The sequence below is a fragment of the Pontibacterium sp. genome, assembly GCF_041587635.1.
GTDB lineage: Bacteria > Pseudomonadota > Gammaproteobacteria > Pseudomonadales > Balneatricaceae > Pontibacterium.
This window is the reverse complement of sequence record NZ_JBFGYC010000018.1, coordinates 1-19,725: the sequence shown is the minus strand read 5'-3', so window position 1 is coordinate 19,725 and position 19,725 is coordinate 1. Positions and strand designations below refer to the sequence as shown.

Genomic DNA, 19,725 nt, shown 5'->3' with positions numbered 1-19,725 from the left:
TGATGCCAGCGAATCAGTGCTTCGGCCCCTAATACCTGGCCGGTTTTCATATTCACTTTGGGTTGATAGAACAGCTCAAACTCGTCCTGATATAAGCTCCGAAATACCTGCTGAACCAGTCGCTGACGAAGATCCTGTGCGCTGCTTTCTTCACTATCAAATAAGTAATAGCAATTGCGCCCCAGCTGCTTAGCTTTGTACATTGCCTGATCTGCATGACGTAACAGCATATCCGGATCGCTGTTGTCATCGGGGAACAACGTGACCCCAAGGCTCGCAGAGATCGAGATTTTATGGCCGCGCAGACGGTAAGGTGCGGCAATGCGATGCAGGATTCGGTTGAGTGCTTCTTCGGCCTGAGCTCTGCTATCCTGCCCCGGAAGCAGCAGAACAAACTCATCACCGCCTAAGCGCGCAATCGTATCGTGTGCCCGTGAGGCATGTCGCAGGCGGTTGGCGACTTCGATCAGCAGCTGGTCTCCGGTGTCATGGCCGAGTTCGTCATTGACGGGTTTAAAGTGATCCAGATCCAGATACCCGATCGCCAGTAGTTTGCCGGTCTTATAGCACTGCTTAAGCGCAGCCTGCATCCGCTCTGCCAGCAGCGTTCGGTTCGGCAGGTTGGTGAGTGGATCGTAAAAAGCCATATGTTTGAGCTGTTGCTGGCTGTATTTAAGATCCGTGACATCCAACCCCTCCACCAGAATGTAATCAACCTGATTGAATTCATTGAGGATAGGCTGAAAGCGGCAATCGCAATAACGGGGCTGCTTGCGGGCATCGAGATGGCGAGTGTCGATACGGCAGGTTTTTCCGGCGGCGGTATCGCGAATAACAGAATGCAGTCGTTGTGTTTGTAATTCGTCGTCTCCCCGCCATATCGTATCCCAGATCGGTTTAACTAAAACGTCTGCCCGGGTGAAACCACTCATCTTCAGGGCTGCTGCATTAATCTCGAGAATACAACCCTGTGGATCAAGCAAGGCTAGAAAAATATTGGTGGTATCAAAGATCGCATGGAGTTTATTTTCATAGCGCTTGAGTTCGGTTTCATCGAGCTTGCGTTGTTTACGCATCTCGCCCGCAAACTCGATCTCAATCTGATGCACGATGTCATGTTCTGTCACCAGACCCAGCACCTGAGTCTTATCATCCACCACAACTAGGTGACGAATATTGTTCAGCTGCATGATTTCTAAGGCCGTGGGAACGGGGGTGCGTTCGGGTATTGTTCTGACCGGCTTTACCATGACTTCGCTGAGCAGGGTATTTGCGTCTACCTCCATGCTGTTATAGAGCTTTACCGCATCATACTCGGTAAGAATGCCACTTGGGGTGTTACCGTCAGTGGCGATCACGCAGGTGAAGCGATGTGTCGCCATAGTCTGAACGGCACTGCGTAACAGGCTGGTTTGTGGCACGGTCAGCGCACTGCTGCTCATCAGGCCGCGGATATCACGCAGGCGAGAGATAAAGCTTGAGCTTAAGTGGTTACGAAAATCGCTTTCGCTGACAATCCCTTTAGGCTTGCCATCGTCATGGGTAACCAATAGGTGGCGAATGTTGTGAAATGCCAGTCGATGATAGCCATCCCGGAACTCGGTGCTGGCGGGGGCTGAGATCACCGGTTTGCTCATGACATCATTGATAGGGGTGTCGCTACCCACATCCTTTGCCAGTGCGTCCAGAATATCACGCTCCGTGACGATGCCTTCCGGTAGTCCATCGTCATCACTGACCACCAGCAGCGAACTCAGCCTGTTGTCATGCATGCATTGGGTGGCACAGGCCAAGGTGCTGGACAGAGTGATTGTCAGTAGTGGATGACTCAGCAGGTGGTCGAGTTTTTTCACAGTCATAGCCCAAGTGCAACGCAGTCCCGGGGCTGGCCAACACGTCTACACTATAAGTCTAAGCAGAGCGTATGCGGGCAAACACGGGCTGTGTTTTATCGTTTTTATATGTATGGGGAAGAATGTGCAGAGGGCAGGTCGGCGCTGTCCCTGAAGCAGTTGTAGCGTCCAGTGCGCGCGGGATTTTATCCGACTAATTCGTACTGGTCTTTCCTTCCCTGGCAAATAGGATGCCCTGAAACCTGAGTGACGACACTGACCTTACTCAGATTGCATGGAAATTATGATACAAAATCATCGTTTTAGGGAGAAAAATGCCGAGTAATTCGAACTATTTTTTGTAAGGAGAGGGGGAAACGCCTATCATCCCCACCCCTCAGTTTATATATGACAGATACGGAACAAAATACCTTGGCAAACTCCCCTTATTCATTAGGTCAGCGTTGGGTTAGCAATACCGAAGCTGAACTGGGTCTGGGTCTTGTAACAGAGACTGACGGACGTCGCGTCACACTGGTGTTTCCTGCCTCCGAAGAAGAACGTACCTATGCGGCGGATAACGCGCCTATTAGCCGTGTTGCCTACGCTATCGGTGAAAAGGTGCGTACTCAGAACGGTCAGAGCATGACGGTTGAAGAGCGGCACGAAAACAACGGTTGCCTGCTCTATGTGGGGGAGGATGATGATGGGGAAACCATGGTCGTTCCTGAAGCTGAACTGGATAGTTTTGTACAGTTCAGTAAACCAACGGACCGATTGTTTGCAGGTCAGATCGATAAGCTGAAACGCTATCGTTTGCGACTGGATACGTTGGAGCAGATGCATCGGTTGGAGCAGTCCAGTGTTAAAGGATTGTTGGGGGCCCGTGTACAGGTCCTGCCACACCAGTTTTATATCGCCAGTCAGGTTGCGAATCGTTACGCGCCGCGTGTTTTGCTGGCGGATGAGGTGGGTCTGGGTAAAACCATCGAAGCCGGTCTGATCATTCTGCAGCAAATTATCACGGGTCGCGCGGAGCGCGTTCTGGTGACCGTGCCTGATAGCCTGCTCTATCAGTGGCTGGTAGAGATGTTACGTCGTTTTAACCTGCGCTTTACCGTGCTGGATGAGATGCGTTGCATCACGATGGATATGTCCGGTGTGGATAACCCGTTTGAAAATGCGCAGCTGATTCTGTGCAGTCAGTCGTTCCTGAGTGATAACCCTGATCGTCATGCGCAGGCAATGGCAGCGAAATGGGATCTGTTGGTGGTCGACGAAGCTCACCATCTGGGGTGGAGCGAAGAAGCTGCAAGCCACCTGTATCTGGCGGTTGAAGCGCTCGCACAACAGATTCCGGGTGTATTGTTGCTCACGGCAACCCCAGAACAGCTGGGGCTCGAAGGCCACTTTGCCCGTCTGCGTTTGCTGGATCCGGATCGTTATAACGATCTGGCTGAGTTCCGCGAAGAGGAAAGCGGTTACCGTCAGGTCAGCACGCTGGTGGAGCATCTGCAGGAAGACGATGTCGCTCAGCGTCTGGAAGAGGATAAAGGTTTGCAGCAGATGCTGGCTGATTATCTGAACGCTGAAGCGGTGGATAAGTTGTTGGCAGGGTTGCACGGTGATGATCAGGACGAAGTGATTCAGGACTGTATTGCCAAGTTGCTGGACCGTCATGGTACCGGTCGCGTGTTGTTCCGTAATACCCGTGCAGCGGTTGCCGGCTTCCCTGATCGTGAACTGCATACCTACGAGCTGGATAGCCCGGATGCTTACCTTGAACATGATGCCGGTGAGAACATCGAACATTTGCTGCACCCTGAGCGCATTCTGGGTGAGCAGTGGCTGCAGGACGATCCACGTGTGTCCTGGTTGGAGCAGTGGCTGAAAGAGCACCGTTACGAAAAAACGCTGCTGATCTGCGCCAATAAAAATACCGCCATTGCGTTGGAAGAACACCTGCGACTGCGGGTTGGCCTGCGTTGTGCGGCATTCCACGAAGGCCTCAGTCTGATTAACCGTGACCGTGCGGCAGCCTATTTCGCCGATGATGAAGACTCTGCACAGGTATTGATCTGTTCCGAGATTGGTAGTGAAGGTCGTAACTTCCAGTTTGCGCATCACTTGGTGATGTTTGACCTGCCGCTGAACCCGGATCTGCTGGAGCAGCGAATCGGTCGTCTCGACCGTATCGGTCAGAAAAATACCGTACAGATTCACGTACCATTTTACACCGACAGCGCACAGGAAACGTTGCTGCGTTGGTACGATGAAGGTGTGGATCTGTTCAGTCGCCCGTGTGCTGCTGGCCAGCAGCTCTTCCTGAAGTTTGCGACAGAACTGTACGCACAGATGGACGACAACATCCGCGAAGCTGAGATGCTGGAGCAGTTACTGGAAGATACTCGCCACGAGACGGATGCTGTGATGCAGGCTTTACAGGATGGTCGTGACCGTCTGTTGGAACTGAACTCCTGTGATCTGCCACGAGCTGAGCAGCTGGTTGCTGATGTTGAAGAGACCAGTGATCGTCTGGCATTGAGTGATTACATGGCGAACGTGTTTGATCAGTTTGGTGTTGAGCAGCAGCCACATGGCCCGGATTCGATTGTGTTGCATCCAACCGATCACATGCTGAATGAGCATTTCCCTGGTCTGCCGGATGAAGGTATGACGGCAACTTACCGTCGTTCGGAAGCTTTGTCCCGTGAAGATATGAACTTCATGACATGGGAACACCCGATGGTTGAGGGTGTGATGGAGATGATTCTGGGCAGTGACTTCGGTAATACCGCGGTCTGCACCATGAAGCTGCCGCCATTGCAGCCGGGAACGCTACTGCTGGAAGCGATCTATCGCATCAACTGTGCAGCGCCTAAGGCGATGCAGGTGTCCCGTTATCTGCCTGCCGCGACTGTACGTGTGGTGGTGGACAGCAACGGCAATGATCTGAGCAAGGTGCTGACACAGGCGCACTTTGACAAGCTAGGCGAGCGTGTGCCGCGCTCCACTGCACAAAATCTGGTACGTCACGGGCGGGAGCAGATTCAGGGTTTGTTGGATACAGCCGAGTCATTAGCGACACCGCAGCGTGATACCGCTGTTGGCGCGGCGACCGATCGCGTGGCGCAACTGTTGGGTGGTGAGCTGGAGCGTTTGCAGGCTCTGGCCAAAGTGAACCCTAACATCCGTGGTGAAGAGCTGGTTCATCAGCAGTCTCAGAAAGACGGTTTGGACGCCTATCTGTCCGAGGCCACCCTTAATTTGGATGCGGTGCGTATCGCGTTGGTGACTGATAAGTAATATCACATGTCGGGACTGGCGATTCTGCTGGTCCCGTATTTCCTCACTTCCTCACTTCCTCACTTCCTCACTTCCTCACACATTCACTGACTACCTCTCCTGTTGCTCAGTGCTGTGAATCTTAATGTGCCCGTGGCAACCAATGTTTAAAAAAGAAACTATACTGCCCTTCGAGATTCATAATTGATCGTCGGGAGGCGAATTAGTTATGGAAGAAAATCGTAAATACCCTCGTGTAAGAACAGGCTATCAGGTTCGTTTAACCCATCGGCAGCATGGCTATTGGGTGGGTTCTGTAGCGAACATGTCGGAAGGCGGTATTTTTGTAGCTGAGCTACGTACGTCAGAGTTCACACTGGGGTTGGAGATCGATGCGGCCATTTTGGGCGAAGGCTGGGACAAAGGTTTACCCGCCTTACGCATGAAAGTGATTCGTATCGAAGAAAAGGGGATAGCGCTGGCCTTTGTTGAGCCGGACTATCCTCTCTGGGATTCCGGTAAATTATCGGAATCAACGCAGTCTCCAAACCAGTGATAGTCTTTTCTGTACCTTTGGTCACACCGGAGCTTCGGCTTTCTCCGGTGTGATCAGCCATCTCCCCCCCGTCTGATGCATAATAGATATTGGGAACCTGCGAACAAGTCCGAGACTTTCTCTGCGGGCGATAAAACAGCTTTATGTGCGAAAGGCAGCGCAGTGGAATGACTGGTCCTTTCCAAGCTGCCTGACAAAGCAGAAAGCTGTTTTAGCACCCGCCCTTCGGGGCTTTCAGAGCAACCCGATCTCTACGTTAGCAATTTGCGTCCGGCAGGCGATCCTGAGGCAACCAGCATGGCTGTAATCGCTGCCTTGATCTCGAATTGCTCTGAAAGCCAGTACCCAGAGGGCATGCTAAGTCGTTTCGGACTTATTCGTAGGTTCCCTTACCACCCGAACTCAGTTGCAGGAGAAGGACATTATGCCAATTCTGAAGGTGACCGGACTCTGCAAGAGTTTTACGGTTGCAGGGAGCCCTCAGCCCGTACTACAAAATCTTAATCTCGATATAGAGCAGGGTGAAATTCTGATGCTGTTGGGCCCAAGCGGTTCTGGAAAATCCAGTTTGTTAAACCTAATGGCGGGTGTGGATCAGCCCGATTCAGGGCAGATTCGTATTCTCAATCAGAACATTACCGCGTTGAACGAAGCCGGGCGTACCCGTTTTCGCCGTGAGCATATCGGAGTGGTGTACCAGTTTTTTAATCTCATCCCCACGCTGACCGTAATCGAAAATATTCTGCTGCCGTTATCGCTGAACGGTCGATTGGCCGAACGGCCGCAGGCGGAGCAACAGTTGGCGCTGATGGGGTTGGCGGATAAACAGGATCGTTTTCCTGAGCAGCTGTCAGGTGGCGAGCAGCAGCGTGTGGCGATCTGCCGTGCGCTGGTGCACAAACCAGCACTGCTGTTGGCGGATGAGCCAACGGGCAGTCTGGATAACGATACAGCCGATCAGGTATTAGCACTGATGCTGGAGAAAATACGTCAGGAAAAGATGACTCTGATAATGGTGACACACAGCGATGCCCTGATCGAACATGCTGATCGGGTATTACGCCTGCACCGGGGTGTGCTGGAGCAGGTTGCCTGATGTTAGCCCGTGCGAGTTTACGCCACTTTCGCCACCATCCGTGGCAGCTGCTGTTGTTATTGTTCGGGATTACGCTCGGCGTTGCGGTTGTTTCTGCGATTGAGATCACCACCGACAGTGCCCGTCATAGTTTTCGTGAAGCCCAGCTTCAGATCTACGGCCGCACAACCCATCGCATCGTGGGTCAGACGCCCCTGTCAGAATCGCTGTATGTGGATCTGCGTAAGCATCCCGCCGGGTGGCGTAGCGCCCCGGTGATCAGCTCGGTAGTAAAAGACCGGAGTGGTAAGAACCTGTTGCTCCAGCTGTTGGGTGTTGATCCGTTGCGAGAGCGAGGATTCCGAGATCAGCTCAACCGACTGCCCGGTAGTGGTATTGGGTTTTCCGGTCTGCAGGCGAACCCGATGGTGGTGATGGCACGCACTACAGCGAAACAGTTGGGGGCCACGCTTCATCAGCCGTTGATTCTGGATACTGCAAACGGTGTTCAGCGTGTCACCCTGATCGGTGTATTAGATGATCAGGGGGATCCGCGTCTGCAACAGCTAGTGATGATGGACATCGGCCAGGCGCAGCAGATATTGGGGCTTCAGGGACAGATCTCGCATATCGATTTAATGCTGAGTGAAAAGGAGGCTCAGGCGGTGGCCCAGTGGTTGCCTGATCACGTGCGATTGGAAGCCACAAGCACGGTGTTATCCGAAAAAGCGCAGCTGGCGAATGCGCTGTATTTCAATCTTCAGGCGCTGGGGTTATTGGCGCTGGTTGTGGGATTGTTTCTGGTGTTTAGCAGTGTCAGCTTTTCCCTCAGTCAGCGTCGCCCGATTTTTGCCCAGTTACGCGCCATCGGTCTGACGGTGGGTGAGTTATACCGTTATCTTATAGTTGAGCTGGTTATCATCGCGCTGATAGGCACGGTATCAGGTGTGGTGTTGGGTGTGGCGCTGGCCCAGGTGTTGTTAGAACTGATGCTGCACACGTTGGCGGATCTGTACGCGACCTCACCGTTGGAGTTGCTATTGCTGGAGCCTGTGACGTTAAGCAAGTTGTTGCTATTGGGGGTGGGTGGTTGCTTGTTGGCTGCGTGGAAGCCGTGCCGTGAGTTGGCCCGAATAGCGCCAGTATCATTACAACAGCGCGTTGTGCAGGAAGCGCAGGCGATAAAGCAGAGTTGGCATTTAAGTGTGTATTGGGTGCCGGTTCTGTCGGGTTTAGCACTGGTATTGCTATGGCTGGACAGCGGGCTGTGGGGGGCGTTTATTGCCGTTGCCGCGTTGCTGATGAGTGGTGCGTTGTTAATGCCCGCTGCACTGCTGGGGTTGAGCCGCGTTTTAGAGCGTTTTTTAATTGTGTCTGGCGTGTCACTGAAGCAACCGTTGTGGTTGATGTTGGTGCGTGATAATCGTCGTAATCTGAGTCGTACGGGTATCGCGGCGATGGCCCTGATGATTGCTATCAGCGCCACGGTCGGTATTGGCGGTATGGTGAGCAGTTTTCGTGATGCGGTTCAGCTCTGGTTAGGGGAGCGCTTAAATGCGGACCTGTACATTTCGCAAACGCGTATATTGCCGGGGGTACGCCAGCCTTTGCCTGAATTGTTGATCACTGAACTGGAAACCTTGGAAGGCATCGAAGCTGTGGCGACACTGCGCCGCACCCGTCTCAGTGTGGCTGGGCGTCAGGTGCACCTCTATGCCTCAGAGCTGCCCGTAAAGATGCGCAGTGCTTATCGGTTTGTATCGGGCAATCGAGACGCGATCTGGCAGCAGTTACAGCAGCCAGATCATGTTCTGATCAGTGAGCCATTAGCCAATCGCACAGGGCTGGGTGCAGGAGACTCGCTCGCTTTGTCGACGGTGGCAGGGGATCAACCGTTCATTGTCGCGGGTGTGTATTACGATTATGGCAGTGACAGCGGCCGTATTCTGACGCGGGCAGAGACGTTCAGTCAGCATTGGGTCGAACAGCCATATGGCGTGTCTTTGTTCTTGTCTGATTCCCATTCACCGACAGATATCGCACACACAATACGCCAACGTTGGGGCGGGCAGTGGGATCTCTCGATTCAACATGCATCGGTGTTACTGACCCGATCGGTGGAGGTCTTTAATCGTACGTTTGTGATTACTGATGTTCTGCGGTTATTGGCTCTGGTTGTCGCCTTTGTGGGTATTTTGAGCAGTTTGCTGGCGATCCAGTTGGAGCGACAACATGAGGTATCGCTGTTTAAAGCACTGGGGCTCAGCCGGGCAGAACTGACATTCCTCTTATTGGGTCAGTCGCTAGTATTGGGTTTAGGTGCGGGGTGGGTGGCGATTCCGGTGGGCGAGTTGTTGGCGTGGACGTTGACCGGCGTGGTGCAGCTCAGGGCATTCGGCTGGAGCATTCCGTATCAGCCTGATCTGCATAACTGGCTGATTGCGCTGTTGCTATCGATGGCTGCAGCGGGATTAGCATCGTTGTATCCGGCCTGGCGTTTTGCGCGTCAGACAGGTATTCGGCGCTGGGAGTGATGTTCAAAATGATCAGAGGTTTTTATCCGGTTGTTGTACTAGTGCTGGTGTTCGCTTTCGTTGGGGTGGGCGGACATCGATTGTTCTCTGATGAGCCGCAATCTGCCGCTGAGTTTTCACTGACGGATTTTCTAAGTTCAGGGGATATAGATACCGATGATCAGCGGTTTGTGAAAGCGGAGCCGGGTTATGTACTACGCTTTCCGCGGGATCATATAGCCCACCCTGCGTTTCGCAGTGAATGGTGGTATATCAACGGTAACCTGCAACACCGGGATGATGCGCAGCAGCGTTTTGGTTTTCAGTTCACGGTATTTCGTCAAGCGTTGCAGGCGCAGAAGCGCACTCCGCAGCAGGTAAAGTCGGGCTGGTTAACGCCACAATTTTATATGGGGCATGCGGGCCTTGGTGTATTTGGGGAGGATAGACATCTGGTCGCCGAGCGCTTTTCTCGTCAGGGGCCCGGTTTAGCTGGCACATCATCTCAACCGCTGAGCGTGTGGTTGGAAAACTGGCAGTTGACGTCGGAAAACGATCAGGATCTCTTTCCAGCACAGCTCAAGGTGGGGGTGCAGCACAATGACGCGGGCGAGTCTTTCAGTTATCGACTGCGTCTGGTACCCGAAAAGCCACGCGTTTATCAAGGAGAGCAGGGTTATAGTCCAAAACGCCCGGAACCGGGTTTTGCATCCTATTACTATTCCTATACCCGGTTGCATGTCGAGGGAGAGATCCGGTTCGATGATCAGACGATCCCGGTCACCGGTGCGGCTTGGTATGACCACGAGTGGGCGAGCAACAGTCTGGCAGACTATCAGTCGGGCTGGGATTGGTTTTCGTTGCAGCTTGAGGATGGACGAGAGCTGATGTTTATGGTGTTGAGGTCTAAGGCCGAATCAGGTCAGGCGGATTTTCGTCAAGTCTCGATGTTTAGTCAATCCGGTGAGCGTTTACCCTTGGATGCCCGGAATATTGTGCTGGACGTATTGGATCACTGGCAGTCTGAATCGGGCGTGATCTGGCCCAGTGGCTGGCGTATGAAGGTTCCCGAGTATGATCTGGATCTGCGTATCCTGCCACGTCAGAAGAAACAAGAGAACAACCTGTCGGTGCGATATTGGGAGGGTGCTGTCAGCGTGGAGGGCAGCCATGCAGGGCAGGGGTATGTTGAACTGACGGGGTACGAATAGATCCACTCTGCTGTCTCTCAACTACACTGTAAACAGGCCAAAACGTGGAGTAATGCCATGCGAATATCAGAGCTAAGAGATCTGGTAGCAATGGATCGGATTCGTGAAGGCCTGCTGAAAACCAGTGCGGACGGTTGGCAGGTTTCGCTGGAAGACTTTCAGGGGCATCAGTTCCCTCTGACGGATGCTACCGGGCGCGTCAAAAGTTACCATTCACTGGATCGTGCAACCGAAATATTACGTACCTTGGGCGTGAGTAAAATGTGCGTGCAGGAGAGTTTCTAATCAGGGGGCAGACAGTTTAAGGATTGAAGGACGCGCTGTTACAACTCGATGATTTCGTCGTGATGCAGGCGATCTAATGTCCACTCCGGTAAGAGTGCGTGACAGCGTGCGACGATCATATCCTCGTTCCCCGGTTTAAGATGGGTAATACGAATTTCTGCAGGATGCTCAAAATGAGTGAGTTGCTGAGCAAGCTGAGACGGTGTCAGGTGACCGCTGACGTGTGCAAGTTCGGCCTGATCATCGGTAAACGATACATCGATAATGACCAATTGAGGTTTCTTCTCGTTCAATAGCGGCCAGAGCTGTGAATTGGCGCCGGTGTCTCCAGTAAAAGCAAAACTGCTGCTCTGATCGCTGAGCAAATACCCTACTGTGGGCGTAGGGTGTGCTGCGGGTAATACTTGAACCTGTTTACCGGCGAGTGTTACCTCATCCCCAGGTTGTAGAGTATGCATCCGAATGATCGGGTTTTCTTCGGGCAGTTGGGTATAGTCCGGCCATACTGCCCAGTTAAAAATATGTTTCTGCAGTGCGGTGACGACATCCGGCAGGGCATAGACCTGGATCTGATGACGGGCTTGATCGAAGATCGTCGCGAGCATCAAAGGCAAACCAATGATGTGATCCAGATGGGCGTGGGTGATGAGGATCGTGCGGACTGACAGCATCTCCTCCAGCGTCAGCTTTTCCATACCCGTTCCCGGATCAATGATCAGCGAATCATCGACCTGAAATGTGGTGGTTTTCAGGCCTTTTCCGATACCGCCACTACAGCCTAGAATTTTCAGTTTCATCTGCACAGATCCTGCAGCAGATGTTTCATGGATGGTCTTCTATGGTTGAAGAGGGCGGCGCGGTTAAAACTCCATTTCACGTACAGCTTTCCTTTTTTATCTGAGCGGACCGAGATCTGTGTGGCGGTTCTGATGTGAGCGATAACGGATCAATCGCTAGGTTATCAGCTCTATATCGGTTTTTACAATGCGTGTTCATATTACAGTAGTACGACCTGCGTGTGGTTATCCGTGCGTAAGCGGAGGTTCTCGGCTATCCTCCGCCTATGAGTGTCAATTCCCCCTCCGTTCGTGCCAGCTATGCCGATGTGATTGTGTGTCATGGCTGCGACCATGTATTTGATAACGTCCCTTTTGCTGCAGGACAGCAGTTGAGCTGCACCTATTGTGGCGAAGTAATGAAGGTCAAACATGCCAACTGGCTGATGCAGGCCGCAGCCTTTACGGTGACCGGCATCGTTCTGTTTCTGCTGACGCTGGCATTTCCCTTTATTGGGCTTGAAGCGGCAGGTCAGGAGCAGTCCTCACGCCTTCTGAGTGGCGTATGGGCGTTACTGGACCGGGACCGATATCTGCTGGCCTCGTTGGTGTTTATCACCATCTTTCTGATGCCGCTGGTGGAACTGGTTGGGCTGGGGTATGTCATCGGTGCACGTTTGCTGGACGTTAAGCTGCCAGGGCTGGCCAAGGTGCTCCATTTGCTGTTTGTGATCCGCCCTTGGAATATGATGGAGATTTTCTTCATTGGTGTCTTGATCACAACCATTAAGCTCGGTGATATTGCATCATTGCTACCCGGTATCGGATTGTACGCGTTTGCCGGGCTGATACTGGTGTTGATCTACAGCCATACCCATCTTGATCGTGAAGCACTCTGGCATTGGTTGCGTCACGAAAATCGCTTTCGCGGCCGTGACGATGATCCGCTGGTGGTCTGTCATGGCTGTGGTGCGCAGGTGGGTGAATCCCTGCTGGATGTGAACGATCGGTGTCCTCGCTGTCATAGTACGGTGCGGCGGCGAATACCGGACAGTTACCAGCGTACACTGGCCCTGCTGATCGCGGCCACGGTGTTGTATTTACCGGCAAACTTGTTGCCGATTATGACGACGGTTCAGTTCGGTGTTGCCAGCAGTGATACCATCATGTCCGGTGTGGTTCATCTTTTCCAATCGGGAAATGTTGGTATCGCTTTGGTCGTTTTTGTTGCCAGTGTTTTAGTGCCCATCACGAAGATTTTTGCGATCGCTTATCTGTTGTGGGCTGTGCATAAAGGCCAACAGGGTAACCCTCGTCATCAGGCGATTCTTTATCGAATAACCGAATTTGTCGGTCGCTGGTCGATGATTGATGTATTTGTAGTCACGTTGCTGGTGGCGTTGGTACAGTTTGGTGTGCTGGCGAACATTGAGCCGGGTGGTGCGATTGTGTGTTTCGCCGGTGTAGTGGTATTAACTATGCTGGCGGCTGAAACGTTTGATCCAAGATTGTTATGGGATGCCCATAGTGAGTAACGAACCTAAAGTATCAACCTCCAGAAGGCTGTCTCCGGTCTGGTTTATTCCCCTGTTAGCCGTGTTGATTGCAGTATGGCTAGCGGTAAGGGCCTGGCAGGAGGCCGGTCCGGTCATCCAGATTGAATTCAGTGCGGCGTCCGGAATTGAAGTCGGTAAAACCCGTATCCGTTATCGTGATGTCGAAGTGGGTGTGGTGAAAAGTATCCAGCTGAGCGATGACTTTAATAAGGTGCGGATCACCGCAGAAATGGATGCCTATGTGTCACCGCTGATTAACGATCAGAGTAATTTCTGGGTGGTGTCACCTCGGGTTTCCCGCAGCGGTATCAGTGGTATTGAGACGCTGTTATCGGGTGTGTATATCGAGATGGATTCTGGTGGTGAAGGCGTGGGGGAGTCACAAACCAAGTTTGTTGGGCTGGAAGAGCCGCCATCCGTACGTTCTTATGACAAAGGCAGCAGCTATTTGCTGGTGGCCGATACACTGGGATCGTTGGATATTGCGTCGCCGGTGTATCATCGTGAAGTGCCTGTGGGTGAAGTGACCGGCTATAAGCTGCTGACCGATCAGAGCAAGGTGCAGATTCGGATGTTTGTAAAAGCACCGTTTGATGAGCTGATCAAGGAGCACAGTCAGTTCTGGAATGTCAGCGGCTTTGGCGCGACCATTGGGCTGGATGGTGTAGAGCTGGATGTGGGGTCGCTCAGCTCACTGATCGCCGGGGGGGTCGAGTTCGATACGCCGATCAATCTGAGCAGTGGGTCCAGTCCGGCCGATCCGGGGCGGACCTTTTACCTGTTTCCCAGTAAAGATGCCGTCAGTGAAGGGGCGATCTCCGTATCCTATCCCTTCTTATTGCATTTCGAAGGTTCTGTCCGAGGCTTAAAAGTGGGGGCTCCGGTGGAATATCTCGGTATTCAGGTCGGGCGGGTGGAGCATATCGCGCTTGATTATGAGAGCAGAGATGCCAACCGCGTTAACGTTTTGATCGCGATTCAGCCAGAACGCATGGGGCAAGGCGTTGTGCCGAGTAAAGCGCAGATCCGTGAAGCGATGGATCAGTTGGTCGCTCAAGGCATGCAGGCGCGTTTGAGTTCAGGTAGTTTGCTCGGTGGCTCATTGTTTGTCGATCTGGTGCCCAATGCGGGAGAGCCGGGGGAGATCAAAGAGCATGGGGATTATCCAATGCTGCCTACGGCGGAGAACGAATTTAGCCAGATTACCCGACAGTTGACCTCCATTATGGAGAAGATTCAGGGTTTGCCGATTGAAGAGATTGGTGTGGATCTGAAAAGTGGCCTGAAAAGTCTGCGCTCAGTTATGGGGGATTTGGAAGATGCCAAGCTTGGTGAAAGTGCGGGCGGGGTGTTGGAAAACTTGCAAGATGCCACCGATGGCCTGGATGGGACTGCTGATCAGTTAGAGCGCACGCTGAAATCTCTGGATCAAACGGTCGCGCCGGATTCTGATCTGAGCCATACGCTGACCAGTGCGCTGGATGATATTTCTGATGCAGCGAAGTCAATGAAGCAGCTCACAGATCAGTTGCAGCGTTATCCGGATGCGCTATTGCGTGGCCGTGATGAAGATAAGGAAGAATGATGATGACCCTACGGACAGCATTGTGTGCCTTGCTGGTCGCTTTTCTGGCTGGATGTGCGGCTCAGCCTGAGACCCATTATTATGATTTAGTGTCTCAGAGCGAGGTATCCGATGCGCGATTGGCTGAGTCTGTCACCTTGGGTATTGGGCCGGTCAGCTTACCGCAGATGCTGGACCGTCCGAATATTGTTGTCCGCAAAGGTGGTACCAGGGTGAATGTGGCCAATTTTCATATCTGGGCCGGAGAGTTGGAGCCTGTTTTTACTCGTGTTCTCGCTGAAAACGTATCTCTGCAGCTGAAACATGATGCGGTATGGCCATCGCCTTGGGACAACCGCTTTCGTCCTGAATACCAGGTACGAATTTTTGTTGATCGTTTTTCCGGTGAGCTTAAAGGGCCGGTGAGCCTGAGCCTGAGCTGGACGCTGCTGGCCGACTATGGCCAACGTGTGGTGACGACCCAGCGGTATCGTTCGGTGCTTCACAGCGATGGCAGCTATCAGGCATATGTTCAAGCGTTGAATGGCTTGCTGGAGGGATTCTCGGGTGAACTTGCGTCTGAGCTGGCACAGAGGATTCCGGTGAAATAGTCGTTTCAGATTTGCCGGTCACCGAAGGCGTTAGCCCAACTGATTGGCTTTGCGGTAGCGTCCTTCATAATCGAATAACTTTTCCTTAACCCGCCAGTGATGACCCGCTTTGCGCGCAATGACAAAGTCAGGTGCGCGAAACTGATGACTGACGGCAAGCACTTCGTCCAGTTGTTTAAACTGCCGGGGTTGGGTGGCATCACCAAAGCGACGGCCAAACTGCAGGTTAAACACTTTGCGCTGTCCTGAATGGTTCAGGTCAAAGCTTTCGTGGACCTCGGCCCCCTCTTCATCGTGATAAGTAATCCGCAATTTCCCTTTGTGTTCGCATAAAGAGACGCCCGCGCACCGGATGACGAGGGCATCTTTAAGCTTAAGCGCGTTTTTAAGCATATCGTCCGGGTCGATAATCGCTTTTTCGCAGCTGTGGCAGCGGCGGGCCGCGATGTCGTTTTCGGCATTGCAGTGTGGGCATTCTTTAAAGCGAAAGCGGTAGTCGCACTGCTGCTTTCGCCCTTTATCATCCTCTTCATATCCCTGACAGCGACGACCGTAGTGTTCAAGAATATTGCCCTCGTCATCGGTCTTGCCCCAGAAAATATTGGCAAACTCACAGACAGGGCAAAAGACCTGGACGGGTTGGCTATCACCGTGAGGTTTGCTCGATCCGACTTCCGGATGAAACAGATCAAAACCGTTACCGGTGTAATCGATCACTTTGCACTCAGTTTTACCTTCATCCAGTCGCAAGCCACGTCCGACGATCTGTTGATACAGGCTGACTGATTGGGTGGGGCGGAGGATCGCAATCAAGTCGACATGAGGGGCGTCAAAGCCGGTCGTTAGTACGGCAACGTTGACCAAAAACTTCAGCTCCCGATGCTTAAATGCCCGGATCAGTTGGTCGCGCTCAGCCGCGGGTGTCGCACCGGTAATTAGGGCCGTCTGGTTCTCGGGCAGGTATCCGGTGATCTCTTTAGCGTGGTCGACAGTGGCCGCAAAGATCATAGCCCCTTGACGGTCTTGCGCCAGCGCTTCAATTTGTTCGCAGATAGATTGTGTGACGCGTGGGTGACGAACCAGCAATTCATTCACTTCACGTTCGTTGTATCCACCCCAACGAGAACTATTCAATGCCGAGAAGTCGTACTGGGCAATGGGGGCATCGGTTAGCTCAGGTGGTGTGAGGTATCCCTTATTGATCATAAACCTCAGGGGCAGTTCGTAGATGCAGTGCTCAAACGGTGTGTTGTCACCACTACGGACATAGCCGTGATAGTGATAGCGGTAGATCCAGCCCATGCCCAGACGGTAAGGTGTGGCGGTCAGCCCCAGAACCTTCAGCCCGGCGTTGTGCTTTTTGAGTTGCTGGATAATCTGACCGTACTGGCTTTCGTCTTCACCGGAGATACGGTGGCATTCATCGATAATCAGCAGGGAGTATTGCTCGGAAAAGTCCGTTAGGTTACGCGCAACGGATTGCACGCTGGCAAAGGTAACCTGATGTTGAGTGCTTTTCTGTTTCAGGCCTGCAGAGTAAATACTGGCTTTCAGATCATACGCTTCATATTTAGCATGGTTTTGCTCGACGAGTTCCTTAACGTGGGTAAGCACCAGAATTTTTCGTCGTGCTATGCGCCCCAGCTCAGCAATCACCAGGCTTTTTCCAGCACCGGTGGGTAGTACGATGACAGCGGCATCGTCGCTTTTACGAAAGTGGCGTACGGTGGCATCTACCGCATCACGCTGGTAATCACGCAGTTGAAACGCCATCTATTATTCGGTCTCGTCAGAGGCGGTGGCGCTGGTTTTCTGCAAGTCAGCCAGACGGGTTTTTGTCTCTATCCACTGGGACATGAACTGTGTACTACGGTGATGGTGATGTCGTAGCATCGCGCCGGTGAAATTTTGCATACGGTGGCTGTTGATTGTTTCCCGTAGCAGTTGAATATGCTGAATCAGCTGTTCAGCCAGGGGGTGGCGATCATAAACCTGAGAGATGATTTTATCGCCCATCCGCTGACAACTGTGCCACAGGTCCTTTTTCTCATAGAGCTCAACTGCGGCTTGCGCAAAGTCATGAGCATTGTCTTCTATCAGTCCACCCCATGGGTAGCCACCGCTCATCGCTTCTGCCCCGATAGGGGTGGTGATATTCGGTGTGCCGTTACACATAGCCTCAACCAGTTTGCCCTTTATGCCGGCACCAAAGCGCACGGGAGCAAGCAAAACACGGGCGTTGCGTACGACTTCGTTAGCATCCTCCGCCCACCCTTTGACCATAAATCCTTCTTTGGGATTATCTAGCGCGGTGGCTTTGGGAGGTGGATAGGCACCGTATACATGCATCTCAGCATGAGGGAGTTTCTTGCGGATCTTGGGCCAGATCTGCTGTTTCAGCCAGAGTACGGCATCCCAGTTTGGCGCGTGGCGGAAATTGCCGATGCTGACAAAGTGTGAGCGTTCTTCGAAAGTGGGGCGTGGTTGATCCAATATCTGTATATCAAGCATAAAAGGCAAGTGATGCAACAGATCCTGACTGACACCAAATTGATTGTTGAGCAGTTGCATCTCATAGTCAGAGATCATCAACGTCAGGTCTGAGCGGTATATTGAAGCAACCTCGCGTTGAGCCATCTCGCCGAACAGATCTTCAGGGACGAGTGGACGCTGCTGTTTCAGTGCCTGGTGGCGGGCATTACGTAAAAAGTGCAGATCTTCTGTATCTAAAATGCGCAGGGCTTCCGGGCATTGCTTCTCGACTCGCCAGCCAAACTGCTCCTCCATCATAAAACGGTCAAACAGAACAATGTCGGGTTGCAGGTTGGCGATAAAACGGTCAAAGGAATCGCAGTTCAGTTCAATGCCAACACTCTTTACGTTCAGCTGGCTCAGGTCTTCCATATGCGTGCTGAGCGCTGCGGGGCTGGCAAAAGTGATCTGCCAGTCTTGCGTCTGAAAGCAGTGTATGAGCTCCATCATGTGGGAGCCGGCGGCAGAAGAGCGTGGCTCTGGCCACACGTAACCGATGATCAGCACCTGAGTCATGATGGGAGACATTCCTATATCGGATACAGCGAGAATAAAGGAAGGATTTTACCGGCCAGAGGGGAAAATAAAAAGGCAGCCATATAGGCCGCCTAAATTTCGAGGTGATGCGTACTGCGTTATGAGGACTGCGATTGTGAGTCGATTAAGTCCGATTAGTCATCGAGCAAGCTATAAAGCGTATTACGATTCTGGTCCAGCGTATTTTGTTTCTCTTCGTCGGCTTCCTGATAGCGGATGTCCTGCTCAACCAAGCTATCAAGGATCTGTTCCTGCAATGAACCCAACTGGTCGACAAAACCAAGTGCGCTGTCATGACGTTGCTGGTTCAGCATATTAGCCATCTGGCCCAGACGCTGCCCACCGGAATTATTGCCGTTGTTCTGAACTTCCTGATAGGCGGCGACTGCGGTGTATTGCTCGCTACGGCTCATATTCAGTGACATGGAGCTGAGTTGAGAGCGATCCATCTCGAACTCGGAGGCTTGGTCAAACGCAGCTTGAACATCACCGGCAAAGAAGTCATCAGCAATGAGGCTGACATCCTGAATCAGATTCTGAATGGCTTCCAGCTCATCATCATTCAGGTCACCTTCAATGGAAAATTGGAATTCGTTACGTTCGGCGCGACTGACGTTGAATGCTGTCGCTGATCCGCCCTGACCATCGCTGGTGGCGCCCAGGCTTGCTTGCATTGCACTGGCGTGACTGAAATTGATGGTGACACGATCACCTTCTTTGGTCGTCAGGTCCAGCGAGAAGCTTTCAGCTTTGCTATAGCGTTCAGCGGCCGACAGCGACATACCGCCCGGAGGAGGTGGCGGCAAGTGCACAGGAGTTGCTGATTTCGCTTCATCACGGGGGTCCACTGCACCGGCAGAACCGGAAGCACTCCCTGTTGGCGCACCGAGCCCGGCGTTGCCAAAAAGGTTCCCATTAAGAATTGATTCAAGCATCTTCTTTACCCCAGTTATCTTAGGTTTTAGCTATCGGCTGTATGGGGTAAAGATTGAGGTTTTTTTAAACAGAAATTTCCAGTGCCGCTTCCAGTCGCGCTAAGTTGTTGTTTATCCACGATGGGTCAATCGGTCCCCAACAATCGACTTGATAATATCCAGCATTGTTGCGCCCCCCTTCCTGCTGAACAAAGCTGCATTCGATACCAATATCGCCAAGGTCTTTCAAGGTATCCTGAAGCGTACGGCGTGGCATACCGGTTATTTTCTGGAGTGCGGTGACGTTAAGAGGCTCCTGACTGATCAGATGGCTCAAATAGAGTTTACGAAAAAATGCCCGTTGCTGTTTACTGACTTCCATGAGATTGGGTCTGCCCTTGATTTAGAATCATAAGTTGAGGAGCAGTGTGCAGCTTAACACTATGGTGACGGCATTGTGCAGGTGGGGCAGGTGGTG

15 protein-coding genes are annotated in these 19,725 nt (G+C 52.5%); 9 read left to right on the top strand and 6 right to left on the bottom strand.

Going from position 1 to position 19,725, the window contains the following annotated elements:
• The coding region (locus tag ABYW01_RS02315) for a diguanylate cyclase domain-containing protein (protein WP_372830942.1) at positions 1-1,853 on the bottom strand (1,853 nt) is incomplete at its 3' end.
• A gap of 387 nt (positions 1,854-2,240) precedes the next feature.
• Here ABYW01_RS02315 and rapA point away from each other — a divergent pair.
• The 6 genes from rapA to ABYW01_RS02285 all read left to right on the top strand — a co-directional run bounded on the left by rapA (position 2,241) and on the right by ABYW01_RS02285 (position 10,757).
• Entirely contained in the window at positions 2,241-5,138 is a 2,898-nt protein-coding gene (rapA, locus tag ABYW01_RS02310; protein ID WP_372830941.1) for an RNA polymerase-associated protein RapA, read from the top strand.
• Positions 5,139-5,346: 208 nt separating this feature from the next.
• Positions 5,347-5,673: a PilZ domain-containing protein gene (locus tag ABYW01_RS02305; RefSeq protein ID WP_372830940.1), complete on the top strand. Its 327-nt coding sequence runs from the start codon at positions 5,347-5,349 to the stop codon at positions 5,671-5,673.
• Positions 5,674-6,097: 424 nt separating this feature from the next.
• Positions 6,098-6,769: an ABC transporter ATP-binding protein gene (locus ABYW01_RS02300; RefSeq protein WP_372830939.1), complete on the top strand. Its 672-nt coding sequence runs from the start codon at positions 6,098-6,100 to the stop codon at positions 6,767-6,769.
• Complete coding sequence (locus ABYW01_RS02295; protein ID WP_372830938.1) at positions 6,769-9,282, top strand: FtsX-like permease family protein; 2,514 nt, start codon at positions 6,769-6,771, stop codon at positions 9,280-9,282. The genes ABYW01_RS02300 and ABYW01_RS02295 overlap by 1 nt, the downstream gene beginning before the upstream one ends.
• An 8-nt stretch (positions 9,283-9,290) precedes the next feature.
• Entirely contained in the window at positions 9,291-10,472 is a 1,182-nt protein-coding gene (locus ABYW01_RS02290; protein WP_372830937.1) for a lipocalin-like domain-containing protein, read from the top strand.
• A gap of 57 nt (positions 10,473-10,529) precedes the next feature.
• Entirely contained in the window at positions 10,530-10,757 is a 228-nt protein-coding gene (locus ABYW01_RS02285; RefSeq protein ID WP_372830936.1) for a hypothetical protein, read from the top strand.
• A 38-nt stretch (positions 10,758-10,795) separates the two neighbouring features.
• Here the strand turns inward: ABYW01_RS02285 and ABYW01_RS02280 are convergent, their stop codons facing one another.
• Positions 10,796-11,554 (bottom strand): MBL fold metallo-hydrolase, encoded by a 759-nt coding sequence (locus ABYW01_RS02280; RefSeq protein ID WP_372830935.1) that lies wholly within the window; start codon positions 11,552-11,554, stop codon positions 10,796-10,798.
• A gap of 266 nt (positions 11,555-11,820) precedes the next feature.
• Here ABYW01_RS02280 and ABYW01_RS02275 point away from each other — a divergent pair, with 266 nt between their 5' ends.
• From ABYW01_RS02275 to ABYW01_RS02265, 3 genes are read left to right on the top strand one after another with little or no spacing between them, the layout of a single operon-like run.
• A complete protein-coding gene (locus ABYW01_RS02275) occupies positions 11,821-13,068 on the top strand; it encodes a paraquat-inducible protein A (protein ID WP_372830934.1) in 1,248 nt (415 codons plus the stop codon).
• Positions 13,061-14,674, top strand: coding sequence for an intermembrane transport protein PqiB (locus tag ABYW01_RS02270; protein ID WP_372830933.1), 1,614 nt, complete (start codon positions 13,061-13,063; stop codon positions 14,672-14,674). The genes ABYW01_RS02275 and ABYW01_RS02270 overlap by 8 nt, the downstream gene beginning before the upstream one ends.
• A complete protein-coding gene (locus tag ABYW01_RS02265; protein WP_372830932.1) occupies positions 14,671-15,264 on the top strand; it encodes a membrane integrity-associated transporter subunit PqiC in 594 nt (197 codons plus the stop codon). The genes ABYW01_RS02270 and ABYW01_RS02265 overlap by 4 nt, the downstream gene beginning before the upstream one ends.
• A gap of 30 nt (positions 15,265-15,294) precedes the next feature.
• Here ABYW01_RS02265 and ABYW01_RS02260 read toward each other — a convergent pair whose 3' ends face one another.
• The 4 genes from ABYW01_RS02260 to ABYW01_RS02245 form a co-directional block, all read right to left on the bottom strand.
• Positions 15,295-17,037: a DEAD/DEAH box helicase gene (locus ABYW01_RS02260; RefSeq protein WP_372830931.1), complete on the bottom strand. Its 1,743-nt coding sequence runs from the start codon at positions 17,035-17,037 to the stop codon at positions 15,295-15,297.
• 3 nt (positions 17,038-17,040) lie between these two features.
• Positions 17,041-18,312, bottom strand: a complete 1,272-nt coding sequence (locus ABYW01_RS02255) for a glycosyltransferase (RefSeq protein WP_372830930.1) — start codon at positions 18,310-18,312, stop codon at positions 17,041-17,043.
• Positions 18,313-18,467: 155 nt separating this feature from the next.
• Positions 18,468-19,268 carry a hypothetical protein gene (locus ABYW01_RS02250; protein WP_372830929.1) on the bottom strand — a complete coding sequence of 267 codons (801 nt, stop codon included), beginning with the start codon at positions 19,266-19,268 and terminating at the stop codon, positions 18,468-18,470.
• Positions 19,269-19,332: 64 nt separating this feature from the next.
• Positions 19,333-19,629 (bottom strand): helix-turn-helix domain-containing protein, encoded by a 297-nt coding sequence (locus ABYW01_RS02245; RefSeq protein WP_372830928.1) that lies wholly within the window; start codon positions 19,627-19,629, stop codon positions 19,333-19,335.
• Between the last annotated feature and the right edge of the window lie 96 nt (positions 19,630-19,725).

Excerpts from the sequence above, each read along its gene's own strand:
- ABYW01_RS02305 (WP_372830940.1), top strand. The coding sequence starts at position 5,347 with ATGGAAGAAAATCGTAAATACCCTCGTGTAAGAACAGGCTATCAGGTT.
- ABYW01_RS02255 (WP_372830930.1), bottom strand. The coding sequence starts at position 18,312 with ATGACTCAGGTGCTGATCATCGGTTACGTGTGGCCAGAGCCACGCTCT.
- ABYW01_RS02260 (WP_372830931.1), bottom strand. The coding sequence starts at position 17,037 with ATGGCGTTTCAACTGCGTGATTACCAGCGTGATGCGGTAGATGCCACC.
- ABYW01_RS02290 (WP_372830937.1), top strand. The coding sequence starts at position 9,291 with ATGATCAGAGGTTTTTATCCGGTTGTTGTACTAGTGCTGGTGTTCGCT.
- ABYW01_RS02285 (WP_372830936.1), top strand. The coding sequence starts at position 10,530 with ATGCGAATATCAGAGCTAAGAGATCTGGTAGCAATGGATCGGATTCGT.
- ABYW01_RS02295 (WP_372830938.1), top strand. The coding sequence starts at position 6,769 with ATGTTAGCCCGTGCGAGTTTACGCCACTTTCGCCACCATCCGTGGCAG.
- ABYW01_RS02250 (WP_372830929.1), bottom strand. The coding sequence starts at position 19,268 with ATGCTTGAATCAATTCTTAATGGGAACCTTTTTGGCAACGCCGGGCTC.
- ABYW01_RS02265 (WP_372830932.1), top strand. The coding sequence starts at position 14,671 with ATGATGATGACCCTACGGACAGCATTGTGTGCCTTGCTGGTCGCTTTT.
- ABYW01_RS02280 (WP_372830935.1), bottom strand. The coding sequence starts at position 11,554 with ATGAAACTGAAAATTCTAGGCTGTAGTGGCGGTATCGGAAAAGGCCTG.
- ABYW01_RS02245 (WP_372830928.1), bottom strand. The coding sequence starts at position 19,629 with ATGGAAGTCAGTAAACAGCAACGGGCATTTTTTCGTAAACTCTATTTG.
- ABYW01_RS02275 (WP_372830934.1), top strand. The coding sequence starts at position 11,821 with ATGAGTGTCAATTCCCCCTCCGTTCGTGCCAGCTATGCCGATGTGATT.
- ABYW01_RS02300 (WP_372830939.1), top strand. The coding sequence starts at position 6,098 with ATGCCAATTCTGAAGGTGACCGGACTCTGCAAGAGTTTTACGGTTGCA.
- rapA (WP_372830941.1), top strand. The coding sequence starts at position 2,241 with ATGACAGATACGGAACAAAATACCTTGGCAAACTCCCCTTATTCATTA.